This is a genomic window from Streptomyces mexicanus, assembly GCF_902506575.1.
GTDB classification, from domain to species: Bacteria; Actinomycetota; Actinomycetes; order Streptomycetales; family Streptomycetaceae; genus Streptomyces; species Streptomyces mexicanus.
Window position 1 is genome coordinate 6,482,702 of the sequence record NZ_LR732544.1, and the last position, 15,531, is coordinate 6,498,232.

General features: G+C 74.9%; 12 protein-coding genes. 6 read left to right on the plus strand and 6 right to left on the minus strand.

The window, feature by feature from the left end; all coding sequences use genetic code 11:
* Positions 1–289 precede the first annotated feature (289 nt).
* Complete coding sequence (locus GV126_RS28980) at positions 290–766, plus strand: Lrp/AsnC family transcriptional regulator (RefSeq protein WP_028423315.1); 477 nt, start codon at positions 290–292, stop codon at positions 764–766.
* 213 nt (positions 767–979) lie between these two features.
* On the opposite strand, the gene GV126_RS28985 is transcribed toward GV126_RS28980, so the two are convergent.
* Positions 980–2,956, minus strand: coding sequence for an AfsR/SARP family transcriptional regulator (locus GV126_RS28985; protein WP_159672274.1), 1,977 nt, complete (start codon positions 2,954–2,956; stop codon positions 980–982).
* A gap of 146 nt (positions 2,957–3,102) precedes the next feature.
* Between GV126_RS28985 and GV126_RS28990 the strand changes: the two genes are divergently transcribed.
* The gene (locus GV126_RS28990) at positions 3,103–3,981 is read left to right on the plus strand and encodes an alpha/beta fold hydrolase (protein WP_159672276.1); all 879 of its coding nucleotides are present in this window, start codon (positions 3,103–3,105) and stop codon (positions 3,979–3,981) included.
* 62 nt (positions 3,982–4,043) lie between these two features.
* Here the strand turns inward: GV126_RS28990 and GV126_RS28995 are convergent, their stop codons facing one another.
* The gene (locus GV126_RS28995) at positions 4,044–4,874 is read right to left on the minus strand and encodes a LysR family substrate-binding domain-containing protein (protein ID WP_159672278.1); all 831 of its coding nucleotides are present in this window, start codon (positions 4,872–4,874) and stop codon (positions 4,044–4,046) included.
* Positions 4,875–5,054: 180 nt separating this feature from the next.
* Here GV126_RS28995 and GV126_RS29000 point away from each other — a divergent pair, with 180 nt between their 5' ends.
* The gene (locus tag GV126_RS29000; protein WP_159672280.1) at positions 5,055–5,501 is read left to right on the plus strand and encodes a DUF5997 family protein; all 447 of its coding nucleotides are present in this window, start codon (positions 5,055–5,057) and stop codon (positions 5,499–5,501) included.
* An 833-nt stretch (positions 5,502–6,334) separates the two neighbouring features.
* Here the strand turns inward: GV126_RS29000 and GV126_RS29005 are convergent.
* From GV126_RS29005 to GV126_RS29020, 4 genes are read right to left on the minus strand one after another with little or no spacing between them, the layout of a single operon-like run.
* Positions 6,335–7,477: an XdhC family protein gene (locus tag GV126_RS29005; RefSeq protein WP_159672282.1), complete on the minus strand. Its 1,143-nt coding sequence runs from the start codon at positions 7,475–7,477 to the stop codon at positions 6,335–6,337.
* Positions 7,470–9,608, minus strand: a complete 2,139-nt coding sequence (locus tag GV126_RS29010; protein ID WP_159672284.1) for a xanthine dehydrogenase family protein molybdopterin-binding subunit — start codon at positions 9,606–9,608, stop codon at positions 7,470–7,472. The genes GV126_RS29005 and GV126_RS29010 overlap by 8 nt, the downstream gene beginning before the upstream one ends.
* On the minus strand, positions 9,605–10,597 hold the full coding sequence (locus GV126_RS29015) for an FAD binding domain-containing protein (RefSeq protein ID WP_159672286.1): 993 nt from the start codon (positions 10,595–10,597) through the stop codon (positions 9,605–9,607). The genes GV126_RS29010 and GV126_RS29015 overlap by 4 nt, the downstream gene beginning before the upstream one ends.
* Positions 10,594–11,217: a (2Fe-2S)-binding protein gene (locus tag GV126_RS29020; protein ID WP_159672288.1), complete on the minus strand. Its 624-nt coding sequence runs from the start codon at positions 11,215–11,217 to the stop codon at positions 10,594–10,596. Before GV126_RS29020 ends, GV126_RS29015 begins: the two co-directional genes overlap by 4 nt.
* A 235-nt stretch (positions 11,218–11,452) precedes the next feature.
* Here GV126_RS29020 and GV126_RS29025 point away from each other — a divergent pair, with 235 nt between their 5' ends.
* From GV126_RS29025 to GV126_RS29035, 3 genes are all read left to right on the plus strand, one after another.
* Positions 11,453–12,031, plus strand: coding sequence for a TetR/AcrR family transcriptional regulator (locus GV126_RS29025; protein ID WP_159672290.1), 579 nt, complete (start codon positions 11,453–11,455; stop codon positions 12,029–12,031).
* A 325-nt stretch (positions 12,032–12,356) separates the two neighbouring features.
* Positions 12,357–13,097: a class I SAM-dependent DNA methyltransferase gene (locus GV126_RS29030; RefSeq protein ID WP_159672292.1), complete on the plus strand. Its 741-nt coding sequence runs from the start codon at positions 12,357–12,359 to the stop codon at positions 13,095–13,097.
* 212 nt (positions 13,098–13,309) lie between these two features.
* The gene (locus tag GV126_RS29035) at positions 13,310–15,403 is read left to right on the plus strand and encodes a SpoIIE family protein phosphatase (protein WP_159672294.1); all 2,094 of its coding nucleotides are present in this window, start codon (positions 13,310–13,312) and stop codon (positions 15,401–15,403) included.
* Positions 15,404–15,531 lie beyond the last annotated feature (128 nt).

Sequence of the window (15,531 nt, forward strand, 5' to 3'; positions counted from 1 at the left end):
GACTTCTTTTCGCCGACGACTTCTTCGCCGACGACGAACGCCGGATGGCACACCGGCACGAAAAAGGCGCCGCGGTCCTCCGCAGCGCCATCGACCCCTCCATGACACATCATCCCGGCCGCTGGCTCAAGTGTTGCCCACATCACTGGGCCATTGGTCCAGTGTCGCGGCCTACGAAAGGACCGGCAGCGAGCCATTGGACGAGGATCACCGGCACATCCAGGTCCCGGTCTGCTGAGCCATTGGTACAGTCGGCGTCGTTCACCGACCCGGAGGAGGCCGGCCCGCCATGGCCGTGGACGCGCTCGACACCCGCATCCTGCGGCTGCTCCTCGAACAGCCGCGCACCAGCGTGCGTGAGTACGCCCGCATCCTCGGCGTGGCGCGCGGCACGCTCCAGGCCCGCCTGGACCGCCTGGAGCGGGACGGCGTGATCACCGGCACGGGCCCCGTCCTCTCCCCCGCCGCGCTCGGCCACCCGGTGCTGGCGTTCGTGCACATCGAGGTCACCCAGGGACACCTCGACGACGTCGGGGACGCGCTGGCCGGGGTGCCGGAGATCGTCGAGGCGTTCTCGATCACCGGCGGCGGTGATCTGCTCACCCGGGTCGTGGCGCGCGACAACGCCCATCTGGAGGACGTCATCCAGAAGCTGATCAGCCTGCCGGGCGTGGTCCGCACCCGCACCGAGGTGGCCCTGCGCGAACGCGTCCCGCACCGGCTGCTGCCGCTGGTGGAGTCGATCGGCCGTACGGCACCGGCGTGAGCCGCCGCGGACGCCGGCGGACCGCGGCCGGGTGAGGGGCCGGCGGATCGGCGGCCCCGGTGGAGGAACGCGGCAGTGGGGTGAGAGCAACCGAGCGAGGCGGCGTGCCCGAGCGCCTCGGCCGTGACCGCAGCACTCCGGCGCGCCCAGCACCGCGGTGACCTCAGCGCCGCGATGCCTCAGCGCCCCCGCGCGCCCAGCGCCGAGATGCCCTCACTGCCCCGGCGCCTCCAGTGCCGCGCTGATCTCCGCCAGCCACACCTCGACCGGGCCGAGGCTGAGCAGCCCGCTGCCCGCGCCCGCCTGTTCCGCCGCGGCCGGCCGCAGCCGGGCGCGGGCCAGCTCCAGGGCGGGCCGGTCGCCGAACTCCAGGGCGAGTGCCGCGTCCAGGCAGCACAGGGCCTCGTACAGCAGGTCGGCGGGCGGCTCGGGCAGGGCGTCGCGGGCTGCCCGGGCCTCGGCGCGGCGGCCCGCGGCCAGCAGCGCGAAGGGCTCTGCCCAGGCGCGGTAGGGGCCCCAGTCCGCGGCCGGGTCGACGGCTCGGGCCGCTTCGGCCACCGCGTGGGGGCGGCCCCGCAGGCGCAGGCAGAGCAGTGCCAGCGGCACCAGCCCCCGGGTCAGGCCCGGCATGCCCGCGCCGTCGAGGAGCGCGGCGGCGGCCCGAACGGCGTCCTCGGTGCCGGTGCGCATCGCCCGGTACCAGCCGGTGAACACCGCCACCAGCGGGCGTTCGTGCCGTTCGCCGAGCCGGTCCGCGGCGGTGGCGTGCGCGTCCGCCGCCGCCTCGTCCCCGAGGGCGGCGCCGGCCTGCATCCGGATCAGGTGGCCGAGCACCTCGTAGCTGTCGAGCCCGTGGCGGCGGGAGAGGGCGACGATCTCGGTGCCGATCGCGTCGCGGCGGGCGGCGAGCCCGGCCCGTGCGCAGGACTGCATGAACCGGCCGTTGAGGGCGAAGGCGAGCAGCGCGGGGTCGTCGAGCCGGCGGGCGAGCGCCTCGGCCTCGGCCGCCGCCTCCGGGCCGCGCGGGGCGCGGGTGCCGCGCATCTCCAGGGCGGCGGCGGCCCGCAGCCGGCCGCGGGCGGCGGCGTGGCGTGTCCCGGCGGGCAGGGCGGCCAGCGTCCGCTCGGCCGCGGCGACGATCCACCGGGCCGCCCCCGGGGCGTCGCAGCGGGGCCAGACCGCGGGGACGTCGTAGGCGCCGATGACGCGGGCGGTGAGCCGGGCGTCGCCCAGTTCCTCGGCCGCGGCGACCACGGCAGTGCGCTGGTCGCGGGGGGCGGCCAGGCCCCCGCCGCCGGTCACGGCCAGTGCCCGCAGCAGCCCGACCGTCAACTCCAGGCGGGCGCGGGAGCCGGCACCGACGGCATGGTCGTACGCCTGCGCCGCGCGGTGCCACAGGCTCGCCGCGCCCGCCGCCTCCGCGGGGGCCTCCAGGGCGGGGCTCTGGGCCAGCACGTCCGCCTCCAGGCGGCGCAATGCCGGGCCCGGGTCCACGCCGAGCTGCTCCACGAGGGTGGTCCGGGCGCGGCGGAGCACGGCGAGGGCGTCGCCCTGCCGGCCCGCGCGGTACAGCGCGAGGGCGAGCAGCCGCCAGCCCTCCTCCCGCCACGGATGCTCGGTGACGTGCGCGTCGAGGTCGGGCACCGCCTGGTCGGGCCGGCCCAGGGCCAGCAGGGCGCCGGCCCGCTGCTCCTCGGCGCGCAGGCGCAGCTCAGTCAGCCGGGCGCGCTCGGCCCGGCTCCACGGCTCGTGGGCGAACTCGGCGTACGCGGGCCCGCGCCACCGGGCCAGGGCCGCCCGCAGGCGGTCGAGTGCCTGGCCCGGCGGCAGGCCGGCCGCCTCGGTCACGGCCGTCTCGAAACACCAGGCGTCCACGGCGTCCGGGGCGGCGCGCAGCGTGTAGCCCGGGCCGTCGGTGACCAGCAGGCGGGCGGGTGCGCGGGGCGGACGGTCCGGTTCCAGGGCACGGCGCAGGGCGGCCACGAAGGTCTGCACGGCGCCGACGGCTCCGGCGGGCGGCTCCGGCCACAGGTCGGCCACCAGCCGGGCGACGGGGACGACCCGGCGGCGGGCCACGAGCAGCCGGGCCAGCACGGCCCGGTGCCGCGGCCCCTTCAGGTCCAGCAGGCCGTCGTCGCGCTCGGCCGTCACCGGTCCGAGCACGCCGAACCGGACCTCGGCCGTGTCCATGCCGCTGCTCCCTCCTGTGCCGCGTTCCCGTTCACCGGGTCCGCTGGGCGTGCTGATCGTCCGCTGATTCGGGCACGGCAGGCTCGGTGCGGGCCGACCGCTCCGACCGACCGGCCCGGATCGTGAACCGCTCGAAAGGACCGCCGATGACCCTCACCCTTCCCGGTTTCGACCTGCGCCGTGTGCCCGTCGCCGACGGGGTGACGCTGACCGCCGCCGTCGGTGGCTCGGGCACGCCCGTGGTGCTGCTGCACGGCTTTCCGCAGACCCATCTGATGTGGCGGCCCGTGGCCGCCGACCTCGCCGCCGACCACACCGTCATCTGTCCCGACCTGCGAGGATACGGCGCCAGCGACAAACCGGCCGACGCGGACGGCACGGCGTACGCCAAGCGCACCATGGCCGCGGACGTGGTCGCGCTGGCCCGCGCGCTCGGCCACGAGCGGTTCGCCCTGGCGGGGCACGACCGCGGCGCGCTGGTGGCCTTCCGCGCGGGCCTGGACCACCCGCGGGCCGTCACGCATCTGGCGCTGCTCGACATCCTGCCCACGCTCGACATGTGGGACGTGCTGCACGGGGCCTCGGCCGCGGTCGCCTTCCCCCTGTACCTGATGACGCAGCCGCCGGGTCTGCCCGAGCGGATGATCGCCGCCGCGGCGGACGACTTCTTCGGGTTCTTCCTGGACGTCTGGACGAAGGACCCCGAGGCGCTGCCCGCCGACGTGCGCGCGGCCTACCTGGCCGCCTCGCGTGCGGCCGTGCCGTCGATCGTGGCGGACTACCGGGCGTCGGCGGGCATCGACGTCGCGCACGACCGGGCCGACCGGGACGCCGGTAAGCAGCTGTCCATGCCCGTCACCGTGCTGCAGCAGGACTGGGGCGCGGCCCTGGGCTACGACGCCGCCGCACTCTGGGGGGCCTGGGCGCCCGACCTGTGCCACACCACGGTCGGCTGCGGCCACTTCATGGCCGAGGAGGCCCCGAAGGAGGTGACGACGGCGCTGCGGCACCTGCTGCGGCGATGAGCGGGCCGGGGCGCGGGGGCACCTGTTCGCAGGGCCGTGCCCCGGGAGGCGGGCAGGACGGACTAGCGGCGGCCGGTCCTGCCCCGCCGTGTGCCCTGGGCGCCCCGCGCCCCTCGGCCGCCCTTGCCACCCTGGGCGCCTTTGCCGCCCTGCGTGCCCTTGCCGCCCTTGGCGGTGCGGGAGCCGCCGGTGGTGCGGGAGGTTCCGCTCGCCGGCGCGCCGGCCGCGGACTTCCGGCGGGCGCCCCCGGCGGGCGCGTCCTGGGACCGGTCCGCCGCCCGGGACCGTCCCCGGGTGCTGTTGACCGTACGGCCGCGGACGATCCCGATGAAGTCCTCGACGAGGTCGGTCGTCGCCTCCTCCGGCCACGCCAGCGCCACGCTGGACTGCGGGGCGTCGACGACCGGCCGGTAGGTGAGGTCGCGGCGGTGGTGGAGGCGGGCCAGCGACTGCGGGACGACGAGCAGGCCCACCCCGGCCGCCACCAGCTCCACGGCGTCCGCGGTGGTGGCCGGGCGTTCGAAGGCGGGCTCGCCGGGCGGCCGCTCCCAGCCGAGGACGTCGTCCAGGGGGTGGAAGACCACCTCGTCGGCCAGGTCCGCCAGGGACACCTCGTCGGCGGCCGTCACCAGGTGGTCCTTGGGGACGACGACGACCGTGGTCTCGGTGTAGAGCGGGATCGCGCTGAAGAACGTACGGTCCACCGGCAGCCGTACGACGCCCGCGTCCGCCGCGCCCTCGCGCAGCACCCCGCACGCGTCGGCGGCCGGGACCTGGACGAGGGTGAGCGGGACGTCGGGCAGGCGCTCGTTCCAGATCCGCATCCACTTTCCGGGCGTCACCCCGGGGACGTACGCGAGCCGGAAGGTGGGGGAGGTATCCGAGCCTGTCACCCCGCCAGGTTACCCGGCCCGGCCGACCCCCTTCGCCGCCGGGCGTGCCCGGTCCGCGGTCGGTCGTGCCCGGTCCGCCGGTGGTCGTCGGCCGGTGGTCGTCGGCCGGTGGCCGTCCGCCGTGCGCCGGCTCGTCCCAGTGGTCGGGACCTCACCCGTACGGTCGATAGGCTGGACACCATGAAGTCGCACCAGACCACCCAGACGATGAAGCCTGCCACCGCGGCGAAGAAGCTGGGTGTGTACCTGCCCGCCACGCCCGCCGAGTTCCAGGAGGGCGTCGTGACGCGTGCCGAGCTGAACGAGCTGCAGGCCGATCCGCCCGAGTGGCTGCGGGAGCTGCGACGCAACGGTCCCCACCCGCGTCCCGTGGTCGCGGCCAAGCTGGGCGTGTCCATCGCCGGCCTCGCGCGCGGCGGCGTCACCGAGGCGCTCACCACCGAGCAGATCGAGGCCCTGAAACAGCAGCGGCCCGAGTGGCTGGAGCAGGAGCGCGCCACGCAGGCCGAGGTCCGCAAGGAGGCGGCCCGCCTGAAGAAGCGGAACTCCGAGCGCGCCCAGCGTGCGTCCGACCGTGCCGAGCGCGGCGCCGAGCACGCCGGGCACGGGGGTGCGCGACACTCCTGACACCGGAGATGAGCCGCTGACGCAGCACTCCCGATCCGCGCACGGTGTACGCGGAACTGCTGCTGGCCGAGGGAGACCACGACGCGGCGGCCCGGCTGCTGACGGACGTCGGCCGGTGGTTGGACGGGCGGGGAGTGGCGCACCCCCGCCCGGCGCCCGTGGCAGCTCCGGCTGGCGTGCGCGGCGGCCCCGACCGAACCGGAGCGGGCGGCGGAGCCGGCCCGGGAGGCGGTGCGGCGAGCGGGGGTTCGGCGCGGCGTCGGCGATCGGTCAGGCCCCGCACACGCTGGCCGAGGTGACCGGCGGGCCCGCCGCGCTGGGACTGTACGCGGAGGCGGTCGACCGCCTGGAACGCTCACCGGCCGCCTAGGAACTGGCCCGTGCGCTGGTCGGCCAGGGGGCATCCAGGACTCCGCCTGGCCCGGCGTTGTCCCGCACCGGCCGGGCGGAGGCGGCGGACCGGCTGTACCGGGGGCTGGAGACCTCGGTCCACTGCGGAGCGGAGGCCCTCGCCGACCGGGCCCGGGAGGCGCTGTCCGCCGCCGGTCTGCGTCCGCTGCCGCTGCGGTACGCGCAGACCGACACGCTCACCCCCCAGGAACGCAGGGCGGCCGAGGAGACGGCCCAGGGACACCCGGCGCCGGTGGTCGCCAAGGAACTCCACCTCACCGAGCGGGGAGTGCGGCAACTCCTCTCTCCGCGTACCGCGAGATCGGCACCGACGCCGCCGGGCTCGCCGAAGCCCTGGAGAGCTTCCCCGCCCCCGGTCGTTACCCGCGCGGGCGCGGGGGGCGTGCCGGTCAGGCCGCGCGGGCCCGGGGCGGTGGTGCCGGTCAGGCCGCGCGGGTGCCGCCCCGTCCGGTGCGGTCGTGATGGATCGGGGTGGCCGCGCCGGTCAGGGGGACGCCGGTGCCTCCGCGCCGGGTGGCGACGATCTCCGCGGCGATGGACACGGCGGTCTCCTCCGGGGTGCGGGCTCCCAGGTCGAGGCCGATCGGGGACCTGAGCCGGGACAGCGCCCGCTCGCCGAGGCCGGCCTCGCGCAGCCGCCGCTCGCGGTCGGCGTGGGTGCGGCGCGAGCCCATGGCGCCTACGAAGGCGACCGGCATGCGCAGCGCCTCTGTCAGCAGCGGTATGTCGAACTTGGCGTCGTGCGTGAGCACGCACAGCACCGTGCGCGCGTCGGTCGGGGTGCTCCGCAGATAGCGGTGCGGCCAGTCGACCACGACGTCGTCGGCCTCCGGGAAGCGTGCCCGGGTGGCGAAGACGGGACGGGCGTCGCACACGGTGACGTGGTAGCCGAGGAACTTGCCCGCCTTCACCAGCGCCGCGGTGAAGTCGACCGCCCCGAAGACGCTCATGCGGGGTGGCGGCACGTTCACCTCCACCAGCAGGGTCAGTCCGCCCGGGCAGTGTGATCCGTCCTCGGCGATCTCCACCGTGGCGGTGCGGCCGGCGTCCAGCAGGGCCCGCGCTTCGGCGGCCGCGGCACGGTCCAGGTCGGGGTGGCCGCCCAGGCCGCCCTCGCTGCTGCCGTCGGGCCGCACCAGCAGCGCGGTGCCGAGCAGGTCGCCCGGGCCGCGCACGACCCGGGCGAGGGCCGCCGGCTCGCTGCGGGCGGCGGCCGACAGCGCCGCCCGCAGCACCGTGCGTGCCGGTGCCTGCGCGCCGACCGGGGTCACCATGACCTCGATGACTCCACCGCAGGTCAGCCCGACCGCGAAGGCGTCCTCGTCGCTGTAGCCGAACCGCTCCACGACCGTGGTGCCGTCCTGGAGCGCCTGGACGCACAGGTCGTAGACCGCTCCTTCCACGCAGCCGCCGGAGACCGAGCCGATGACGGTGCCGTCGCTGTCGACGGCGAGGGCGGCGCCGAGATCCCGCGGTGCGCTGCCGCCGACGGAGACGACGGTGGCGACGGCGAAGTCCCGGCCCTCCTGCGTCCAGCGGTGCAGTTCCTCGGCGATGTCAAGCATGCGGTACCTCTGCGGCGGCCTGCAGGACTCGGTCGGGCCGGATGGGCAGGTCGCGGTGGCGGACGCCGGTGGCGTGCCAGACGGCGTTGGCGATCGCCGCCGCGGCACCGACGATGCCGACCTCGCCGATGCCCTTGATCCCGACCGGGTCCTCCGGGTCGTGGTCGTCCACCCAGTCGGCTTCGACGAGTGGCACGTCGGCGTGCGTGGCGACGTGGTAGCCGGCGAGGTCGGGGCCGTACACACCGCCGCTGGCCCGGTCCCGGACGGCTTCCTCGTGCAGTGCCATCGAGATGCCCCAGATCATGCCGCCGACGAGCTGGCTGCGGGCGGTGAGCGGGTTGACGATGGTGCCGGCCGCGAAGATGCCGAGCATGCGGCGCACCCGTACCTCGCCGGTGGTGACGTCCACGGCGACCTCCGCGAACTGGGCACCGTAGGAGTGCCGTTCCTTGCCGGCGAGAGTGCCGAGGGCCTCGGTGGTGTCGGCCCGTACGGTCATGCCCTCGGGCGGGATGTCCGCGCCCAGCGCCAGCCGCTCGCGCAGTTCGGCGGCCGCGGCCCGCACCGCCCAGGCCCAGGAGCGGGTGCCCGTGGACCCGCCGGCGATCATGGCCGGTCCGAAGTCGCTGTCGCCGATCCGCATCCGGATGCGGTCCGGCGGGGCCTCCAGCGCGTCGGCGGCGATCAGGGTCAGCGCGGTGCGCGCGCCCGTCCCGATGTCGGCGGCGGCGATCCGCACGGTGTACGTGCCGTCCGCCTCCGCCGTGATGGTGGCGGTGGACGGGCCGGCTCCGGCGCTGAAGGAGGCGGCGGCGGTGCCGGTGCCCAGCAGCCAGCGTCCCTCACGGCGCACACCCGGGCGCGGGTCGCGGTCGGCCCAGCCGAACCTGCGGGCGCCCTCCCGGAAGCAGGCGGCCAGGTTGCGGCTGGCGAAGGGCAGTCCGGAGACCGGGCCGCGCTCGGGTTCGTTGCGCAGGCGCAGCTCGATCGGGTCCAGGCCGCACTTCTCGGCGAGTTCGTCGAGCGCGGACTCCAGCGCGAACGAGCCGGGTGCCTCGCCCGGGGCGCGCATGAACGTCGGTGTCGGGACGTTCAGCCGGACCAGGCGGTGGGCGGTGTGGTGGGCGTCGGCGTCGTACATCACCCGGGAGGGGGCGGTGCTGGACTCGACGAACTCGTGCACCTGGGAGGTGAGGTTCAGGGACCGGTGCTCCAGGGCGCGCAGCCGGCCGTCGGCGTCCGCACCGAGCCGGACCCGCTGCGCCGTGGGGCGGCGGTAACCGGTCAGGGAGAACATCTGACGGCGGGTCATCACGACGCGGACGGGGCGCTGCAGTTCGGTGGCGGCCATCACGGCGGCCACCTGGTGGGCGCGCACGCCCTTGCTGCCGAAGCCGCCGCCGACGTGTTCGGAGCGGACCCGCACGGAGGCCGGGTCGAGCGAGAAGAGGTTGGCGAGTTCGCCGACGACCCAGGTGGCGCCCTGGTTGGAGTCAACCACTTCGAGCCGGCCGCCGGCCCACAGGGCGGTCGCCGCGTGCGGCTCCATCATGCTGTGGTGCTCTTCGGGAGTGGTGTACTCCGCGTCGACGACGACGGCGGAGGCGGCGAGTTCGGCCTCCAGGTCGCCCTTCTCGGTCACGGCCGGCATGTGGCCGTCCGCCGGGTAGGTGTCCGTGCGCGCCGGGGAGAAGTCGATGTCGTGCGGTTCCTGCTCGTAGTGCACGACGAGCGATTCGGCGGCCTCACGGGCCTGTTCGGGGGTCTCGGCGACGACCAGCGCCACCGGCCAGCCCAGGTGCGGCACCCGGTCGTTCTGGAAGACGGCGCAGGTGGGGTCGGGTTTGCCCAGCATGCCGACGTAGTCGGTGTTCAGCCGGGGGGCGTTCTCGTGGTGCAGGACGGCGAGGACGCCCGGCATGGCGAGGACGGGGTCGGTGTCCAGGGACCGGATCCGGCCATGGGCGACGGTGGAGAGCACCAGCCAGCCGTGGGCGAGGTCGGCGAAGGGGATCTCGCCGGCGTAGCGGGCGGCCCCGGTGACCTTCTCGCGGCCCTCCACGCGGGTGTACGCGGTGCCGGTGGAGCCGCGGGCGGGAGTGCGGGTCCGAGTCGGGGTCGTGGTCATCGGGCGGCCTCCTCGGCGAGTTCGGTGAGCACGGCCACCACGAGGTTGCGCATCAGGGTCACCTTGTATCCGTTGTCGGGCAGCGGTTTCGCCGCCGCGAGTTCGGCGTCCGCGGCGGCCGCGAAGGTGTCGGCGTCGGCCGGTGCCCCGGCCAGTGCCTGTTCGGCCGTCCGTGCCCGCCACGGGCGGGAGGCGACCGCGCCGAAGGCCAGGCGCACGTCGTGCACGACACCGTCGCGGACGTCGAGCGCGGCGGCGACCGACCCGATCGCGAACGCGTAGGAGGCGCGCTCGCGCACCTTGCGGTAGCGGGAGTGGGCGGCGACCGGCAGGGGCGGCAGGGTGACGCCGGTGATCAGCGCGCCGGCCGGCAGGGCCGTCCCCCGGTGCGGGGTGGCCCCGGCGGGCAGGTAGAAGTCGGCCCGCGGCAACCGGCCGGGCCCGCCCGCCGTTTCGTAGGTGACGACGGCGTCGAAGGCGGCCAGGGCCACGCCCATGTCGGAGGGGTGGACGGCCACGCAGTGCTCGGAGGCGCCCAGGATCGCGTGGTTGTGGTGCACGCCCTGGACGGCGGGGCAACCGCTGCCGGGGACGCGCTTGTTGCACGGCTGGCTCACGTCGGTGAAGTAGCCGCAGCGGGTGCGCTGCAGCAGGTTGCCGCCGACGGTGGCCATGTTGCGCAGCTGCCCGGAGGCTCCGGCGAGCACCGCCTGCGTCAACGCCGGGTAGCGGCGCCGGACTTCGGGGTGGGCGGCCAGGTCGCTGTTGGTGACGGTCGCGCCGATGCGCAGGCCGCCGTCCTCGGTGGGCTCGATCCCGTCGAGCGGCAGCTCCCGGACGTCGACGAGGCGGGTGGGCCGCTCGACGCCGGTCTTCATCAGGTCGACGAGATTGGTGCCGCCGCCGAGGAATCGGGCGTCGGGGTCGGCGCCCAGCAGTGCGACGGCGCCGGCGACGTCGTGCGCCCTGTGGTATCCGAACTCCCTCATGCCGCGGCCTCCTTGCCGGCAGTGGCGTTGTCCGAGCCGCTGTTGCCGGCGGCAGCAGGCACCGCCTGCGCCGGCTGCGGGGTGGGCGCCCCGGCGGCGCGGGCGACGGCCTGCACGATCGAGACGTAGGCGCCGCAGCGGCACAGATTGCCGCTCATCCGCTCCCTGATCTCCTCCGCGGTCAGCGGGGGCGGCCCCGCCTCGGGACGGACGTCGTCGGTGACCGCGCTCGGCCAGCCGGCCGCGTGTTCCTCGATCATCGCCACGGCCGAACAGATCTGGCCGGGCGTGCAGTAGCCGCACTGGTAGCCGTCGAGGTCGAGGAACGCCTGCTGCACCGGGTGCAGGCGCTCGCCCTCGGCCATGCCCTCGATGGTGGTGATCTCATGTCCTTCGGCCGCCACCGCGAGCTGCAGACAGGACACGGCCCGGCGCCCGTCGATCAGGACGGTGCAGGCGCCGCACTGCCCCTGGTCGCACCCCTTCTTCGTACCGGTCAGATCGAGACGCTCCCGCAGGGCGTCGAGGAGCGTGGTGCGGTGGTCGACGGAGAGCGCGTGCTTCTCGCCGTTGATGTTCAAGGTGATGGTGCTGTAGGTCGGCGAGGGTGCTGGTTCCATGATCAGCTTCTTTCGCGTATCCGGGGAACACGCCCAGGTCACAACGGGAATCGTCAGGACGTCGGAAGGAAGGGAAACAGACAGTCTGGACAAGAAAACGCACGGTACGTGGCGGAAAAGCACCACCCGCCACTATGGTGGACGCGAAGCGGACAGCTGTCCACTATCGCCAAAGTACCGGACAGCTGTCCGCTTAGCAAGACCGGGTTCGGAGACGCGCCCGAAGGGAGGACCGGTGCCGGAGAAGAAGAGCGCTCCCCTGCGCTCGGACGCACAGCGCAACCGCGCCACCATCCTGGAAGTGGCCGTGGCCGAGCTGACCCGGTGCGCGGACACCCCGCTCAGCGTGATCGCCCGGAAGGCGGGCGTCGGGCAGGGCACGTTCTACCGCAACTTCCCCAACCGCGAGGCGCTCGTCCTGGAGGTCTACCGCCACGAGATGCAGCAGGTCGCCGACAGCGCGGTCCGGTTGCTGGAGCACCGGGAGCCCGACGAGGCGCTGCGCGCGTGGATGGACGACCTGGCCCGGTTCGCCATGACCAAGGCCGGCCTGGCGGACGCGATCCGCCAGGCCACCAGCGCGCCCGGCAGCCCGGCCAAACCGGGCCCCGGGCCGGTGGCCGCCGCGGCGGAGCGCCTGCTGCGCGCCAACGAGGAGGCCGGGACCATCCGCCCCGGCGTGACGGCCGACGAGTTCATGCTCGCCATCGCCGGCCTGTGGCAGCTCGACCCGCACGGCGACTGGCAGACGCGCGCGACGCGTCTGCTGGATCTCGTCATGGACGGCCTGCGCGCGGGAGCACCCGGACACTGACGGCGCACGCCCCCGCGCCGACGCGACGGCGCACGCCTGTGACACCAGGGAGCCGACGGCGTGCGCTCCACCCCGGAGGCCTCCCGCGCACACCCTGACCCCTCCGGCGCACGCCTGCGCGCGGCAGGACGCCGACCGCGTACGCCCGCCACCGGCCCCAGGACACGTCGCGGGGCACGCGCCCCTGCCGCGCCCCACCGCCTCGGCCGCACGGACGGCACTCCCCCACGGCCCACGGCCCCGTCCCCACCCGCCGCGCGAACGGCACACGCGCGGACGGAAAATCCGTCGACAGCGCCCGCGGCGGCGGGCAAGGTGTCCGACCGTGACAAGCAGTGAACTGTGGAGCCGAGAGACCGCCGAACGCTACGACGCCGAGGAGACGGAGCTGTCCTGCGCCGCCGTCCTCGAACCGACCCTCGACTTCCTCGCCGCACTCGCCGGCAGCGGCCCGGCCCTGGAGTTCGCGATCGGCACCGGGCGCGTGGGCGTGCCGCTGCGGCGGCGCGGCGTGCCGGTGGCCGGCATCGAGCTGTCCGAGCACATGGCGGCGGTGCTGCGGCGCAAGATCGACGAGGACACGCTGCCGGTCACCATCGGCGACATGGCCACGACCGTCGTGCCCGGCGAGTTCACCTTGGTGTACCTCGTCTACAACACGATCTCCAACCTGCTCACCCAGGACGAGCAGGTCGCGTGCTTCCGCAACGCGGCCCGCCACCTGCTGCCCGGCGGCCGGTTCGTGATCGAACTGAACGTGCCGCCCCTGCGTTTCCTGCCCCCGGGGCAGGTCGCGGTGCCGTTCGACGTCTCCGAGCGGCATCTCGGCTTCGACACCATCGACCCCGTCGAGCAGATCCTCGTCTCGCACCACTTCACGCGCGACGGGGACGACGGCCGCTACCGCCGCGAGGCCTCACGGCACCGGTACGCGTGGCCGGCGGAGCTGGACCTGATGGCCCGGCTGGCGGGTCTGGAGCTGGAACGACGCGTCGCCGACTGGGACGGGACGCCGTTCACCCAGGACGCCCGGAAGCACATCTCGGTGTGGCGCAAGCCGGCCTGAGGCGCACGGCGCTCCAGCCGGCGCCCCTTTCGGACGGTCCGTCCCCGGACACTTCCGTTCTCCGCCCGGCCACTTCCGTTCGTGGGAGCCCGGTGCCGGGAGCAGCATGGAGGTGACGGCTCACGGCAGACACAGCCCTCGGCTCATGGCGCGCACAGCCTCGGCTCACGGCGGCGCAGCTCTCGGGCGGTCGTCACGGAGGGAGTCGGAGCATGCGAGAGGACGAATCGCTGCGGGAGGCGGGGGACAGCGGCCGGGCGGGGCCGCTGCCGCCGGGAGGGCTGCTCGATCTGCTCAGCGTGTGCGCGGTGGTGCTGGACAGCAAGGGGCGGATCGTGTTCTGGAGCCCCCAGGCCAGCGAGGTGTTCGGCTACACCGCGGACGAGGCGCTGGGGCAGTACGCGGCCCGGCTGCTGGTCCACGAGGAGCACCGTGAGCTGGTGATGCGGCTGTTCGCCGAGGTGATGGGCACGGGCGCGAGCTGGGCCGGCGCGTTCCCCATCCGGCACAAGGACGGCAGTACCCGCCTGGTGGAGTTCCGCAACATGCGGTTGCTGGACGACCTCGGCGACGTCTACGCCCTGGGCATCGCCGCCGACCAGGCCACTTTGGAGCGGGTGGAGACCAAGCTGGCGCTGAGCGAGGGCCTGGTGTCGCAGTCGCCCATCGGGGTGGCGCTGCTGGACACGGAGCTGCGCTACCTGCTGGTCAATCCGGCGCTGGAACGCACCAACGGCGTACCCGCGGCCGACCACATCGGCCGCCGCCCGCGCGAGATCCTCTCGTTCTCCGGCATCGACACGATCGAGTCCGCTCTGCGGCAGGTCCTGGTGACGGGTACGCCGCTGCTGGACCAGTACATCGTGGGGCGCACCGCGGCCGATCCGGACCACGATCACGCCTGGTCGGTGTCGTACTACCGGCTCGAAGCGGCCAACGGGCGGGTGATCGGCGTGGCGAACTCCGTCATCGACGTCACCGAACGGCACCGGGCGGCGACCGAGGCGGACCGGGCCCGGCGCCGTCTGGCGCTGATCGCCGACGCCTCGGCGCGGGTGGGGACCAGCCTGGCGGTCGAGCAGACGGCGCAGGAACTGGCGAACGTCGCGGTGCCCGTGCTGGCCGACATCGCGGCGGTCGACGTGCTGGACGCCGTCCTGGCCTTCCGCCGCTCCTCCGGCGCGCACGACGGCCCGGAGTTGTTCCGCGGGCTGGCCGTGGCCACGGCCCACCCCTCCGAAGCCACCGCGGCCGCCCACACGGCCGGGCAGCTCGCCGCCTACGGGCCGGACCGGCTGCTCACCCGGTGCGTCCACACCGGGCGGCCGGTCGTCGTCGCGCACACCGGCCGGGAGGACCTGTTGCGCATCGCCCGTGACCGCGAGGCCGCGGAGGCCTTCGCCCGCGCCGGCGTCCACTCCTACCTCGCGGTGCCGCTGATCGCCCACAACGAGGTGCTGGGCGCCTTCGACCTGCTGCGCACCCGCAATCCGCTGCCCTTCGACGAGGACGACGTGCTCCTGGCCTGCGAGCTGGCCAACCGGGCGGCGGTGGCCATCGACAACGCCCGCTGGCACGAGAGCGTGCGCAACTCCGCCGAGACCCTCCAGCGCAGCCTGCTGCCCGGCAGCCACCCGCGCCTCACCGGTCTCCAGGTCGCCTCGCTCTACCAGCCCGCCCAGTCCTCCTCCGAGGTCGGCGGCGACTGGTACGACGTCATCCCGCTGGCCGACGACAAGACCGCGCTGGTGGTCGGCGACGTGATGGGCAACGGCATCGACGCCGCCGCGGCCATGGGCCGCCTGCGCACCGCCACCTGCGCCTACGCCGACCTCGACCTGGCACCGCACGAAGTCCTCCGGCACCTGGACAAGATCACCCGTGGTCTGGAGCACTACATCGCCACCTGCCTGTACGCCGTGTACGACCCGCACCAGCACCAGTGCCGCATCGCCAACGCGGGACACCTGCCGCCGGTCCACATCCGCACCGGCCGATCCCCCGCCCTCCTCGACCTGCCCACCGGCACCCCCCTCGGCGTCGGCGGCGTCCCCTTCCGCACCGTCGCCTTCGCCCTGGACCCCGGCGACCGGCTCGTCCTCTACACCGACGGCCTCGTCGAAACCCGCCGGCACCCCATCGACGAACGCCTGGACACCCTGCTGCACACCCTCGACCAGCCGGCCCGCCCGCTGGAGGCCACCTGCCAGTGGCTCCTGGACGCCCTGCGCGACACCGACGACCACGACGACGTCGCCCTGCTGATCGCACAGGCCCAGTCGGTCACGGCCGCCGACGCACGGTGAACTCCTCCCGCGCCCGGTGAACTCCTCCGCCCACGGCCCGTGATCCGCCGCGCGCTCGACCGCCCGCCGCGCCCCATGATCCACCACGGGCCGCCGACCTGTGCTAGGCTGACGGAGTTGCAGTTGTG

What these genes read in the sequence shown, in the direction of transcription:
- GV126_RS28980 (WP_028423315.1), top strand. Translation starts at nt 290, where the DNA reads ATGGCCGTGGACGCGCTCGACACCCGCATCCTGCGGCTGCTCCTCGAA.
- GV126_RS28985 (WP_159672274.1), bottom strand. Translation starts at nt 2,956, where the DNA reads ATGGACACGGCCGAGGTCCGGTTCGGCGTGCTCGGACCGGTGACGGCC.
- GV126_RS28990 (WP_159672276.1), top strand. Translation starts at nt 3,103, where the DNA reads ATGACCCTCACCCTTCCCGGTTTCGACCTGCGCCGTGTGCCCGTCGCC.
- GV126_RS29000 (WP_159672280.1), top strand. Translation starts at nt 5,055, where the DNA reads ATGAAGTCGCACCAGACCACCCAGACGATGAAGCCTGCCACCGCGGCG.
- GV126_RS29005 (WP_159672282.1), bottom strand. Translation starts at nt 7,477, where the DNA reads ATGCTTGACATCGCCGAGGAACTGCACCGCTGGACGCAGGAGGGCCGG.
- GV126_RS29010 (WP_159672284.1), bottom strand. Translation starts at nt 9,608, where the DNA reads ATGACCACGACCCCGACTCGGACCCGCACTCCCGCCCGCGGCTCCACC.
- GV126_RS29015 (WP_159672286.1), bottom strand. Translation starts at nt 10,597, where the DNA reads ATGAGGGAGTTCGGATACCACAGGGCGCACGACGTCGCCGGCGCCGTC.
- GV126_RS29020 (WP_159672288.1), bottom strand. Translation starts at nt 11,217, where the DNA reads ATGGAACCAGCACCCTCGCCGACCTACAGCACCATCACCTTGAACATC.
- GV126_RS29035 (WP_159672294.1), top strand. Translation starts at nt 13,310, where the DNA reads ATGCGAGAGGACGAATCGCTGCGGGAGGCGGGGGACAGCGGCCGGGCG.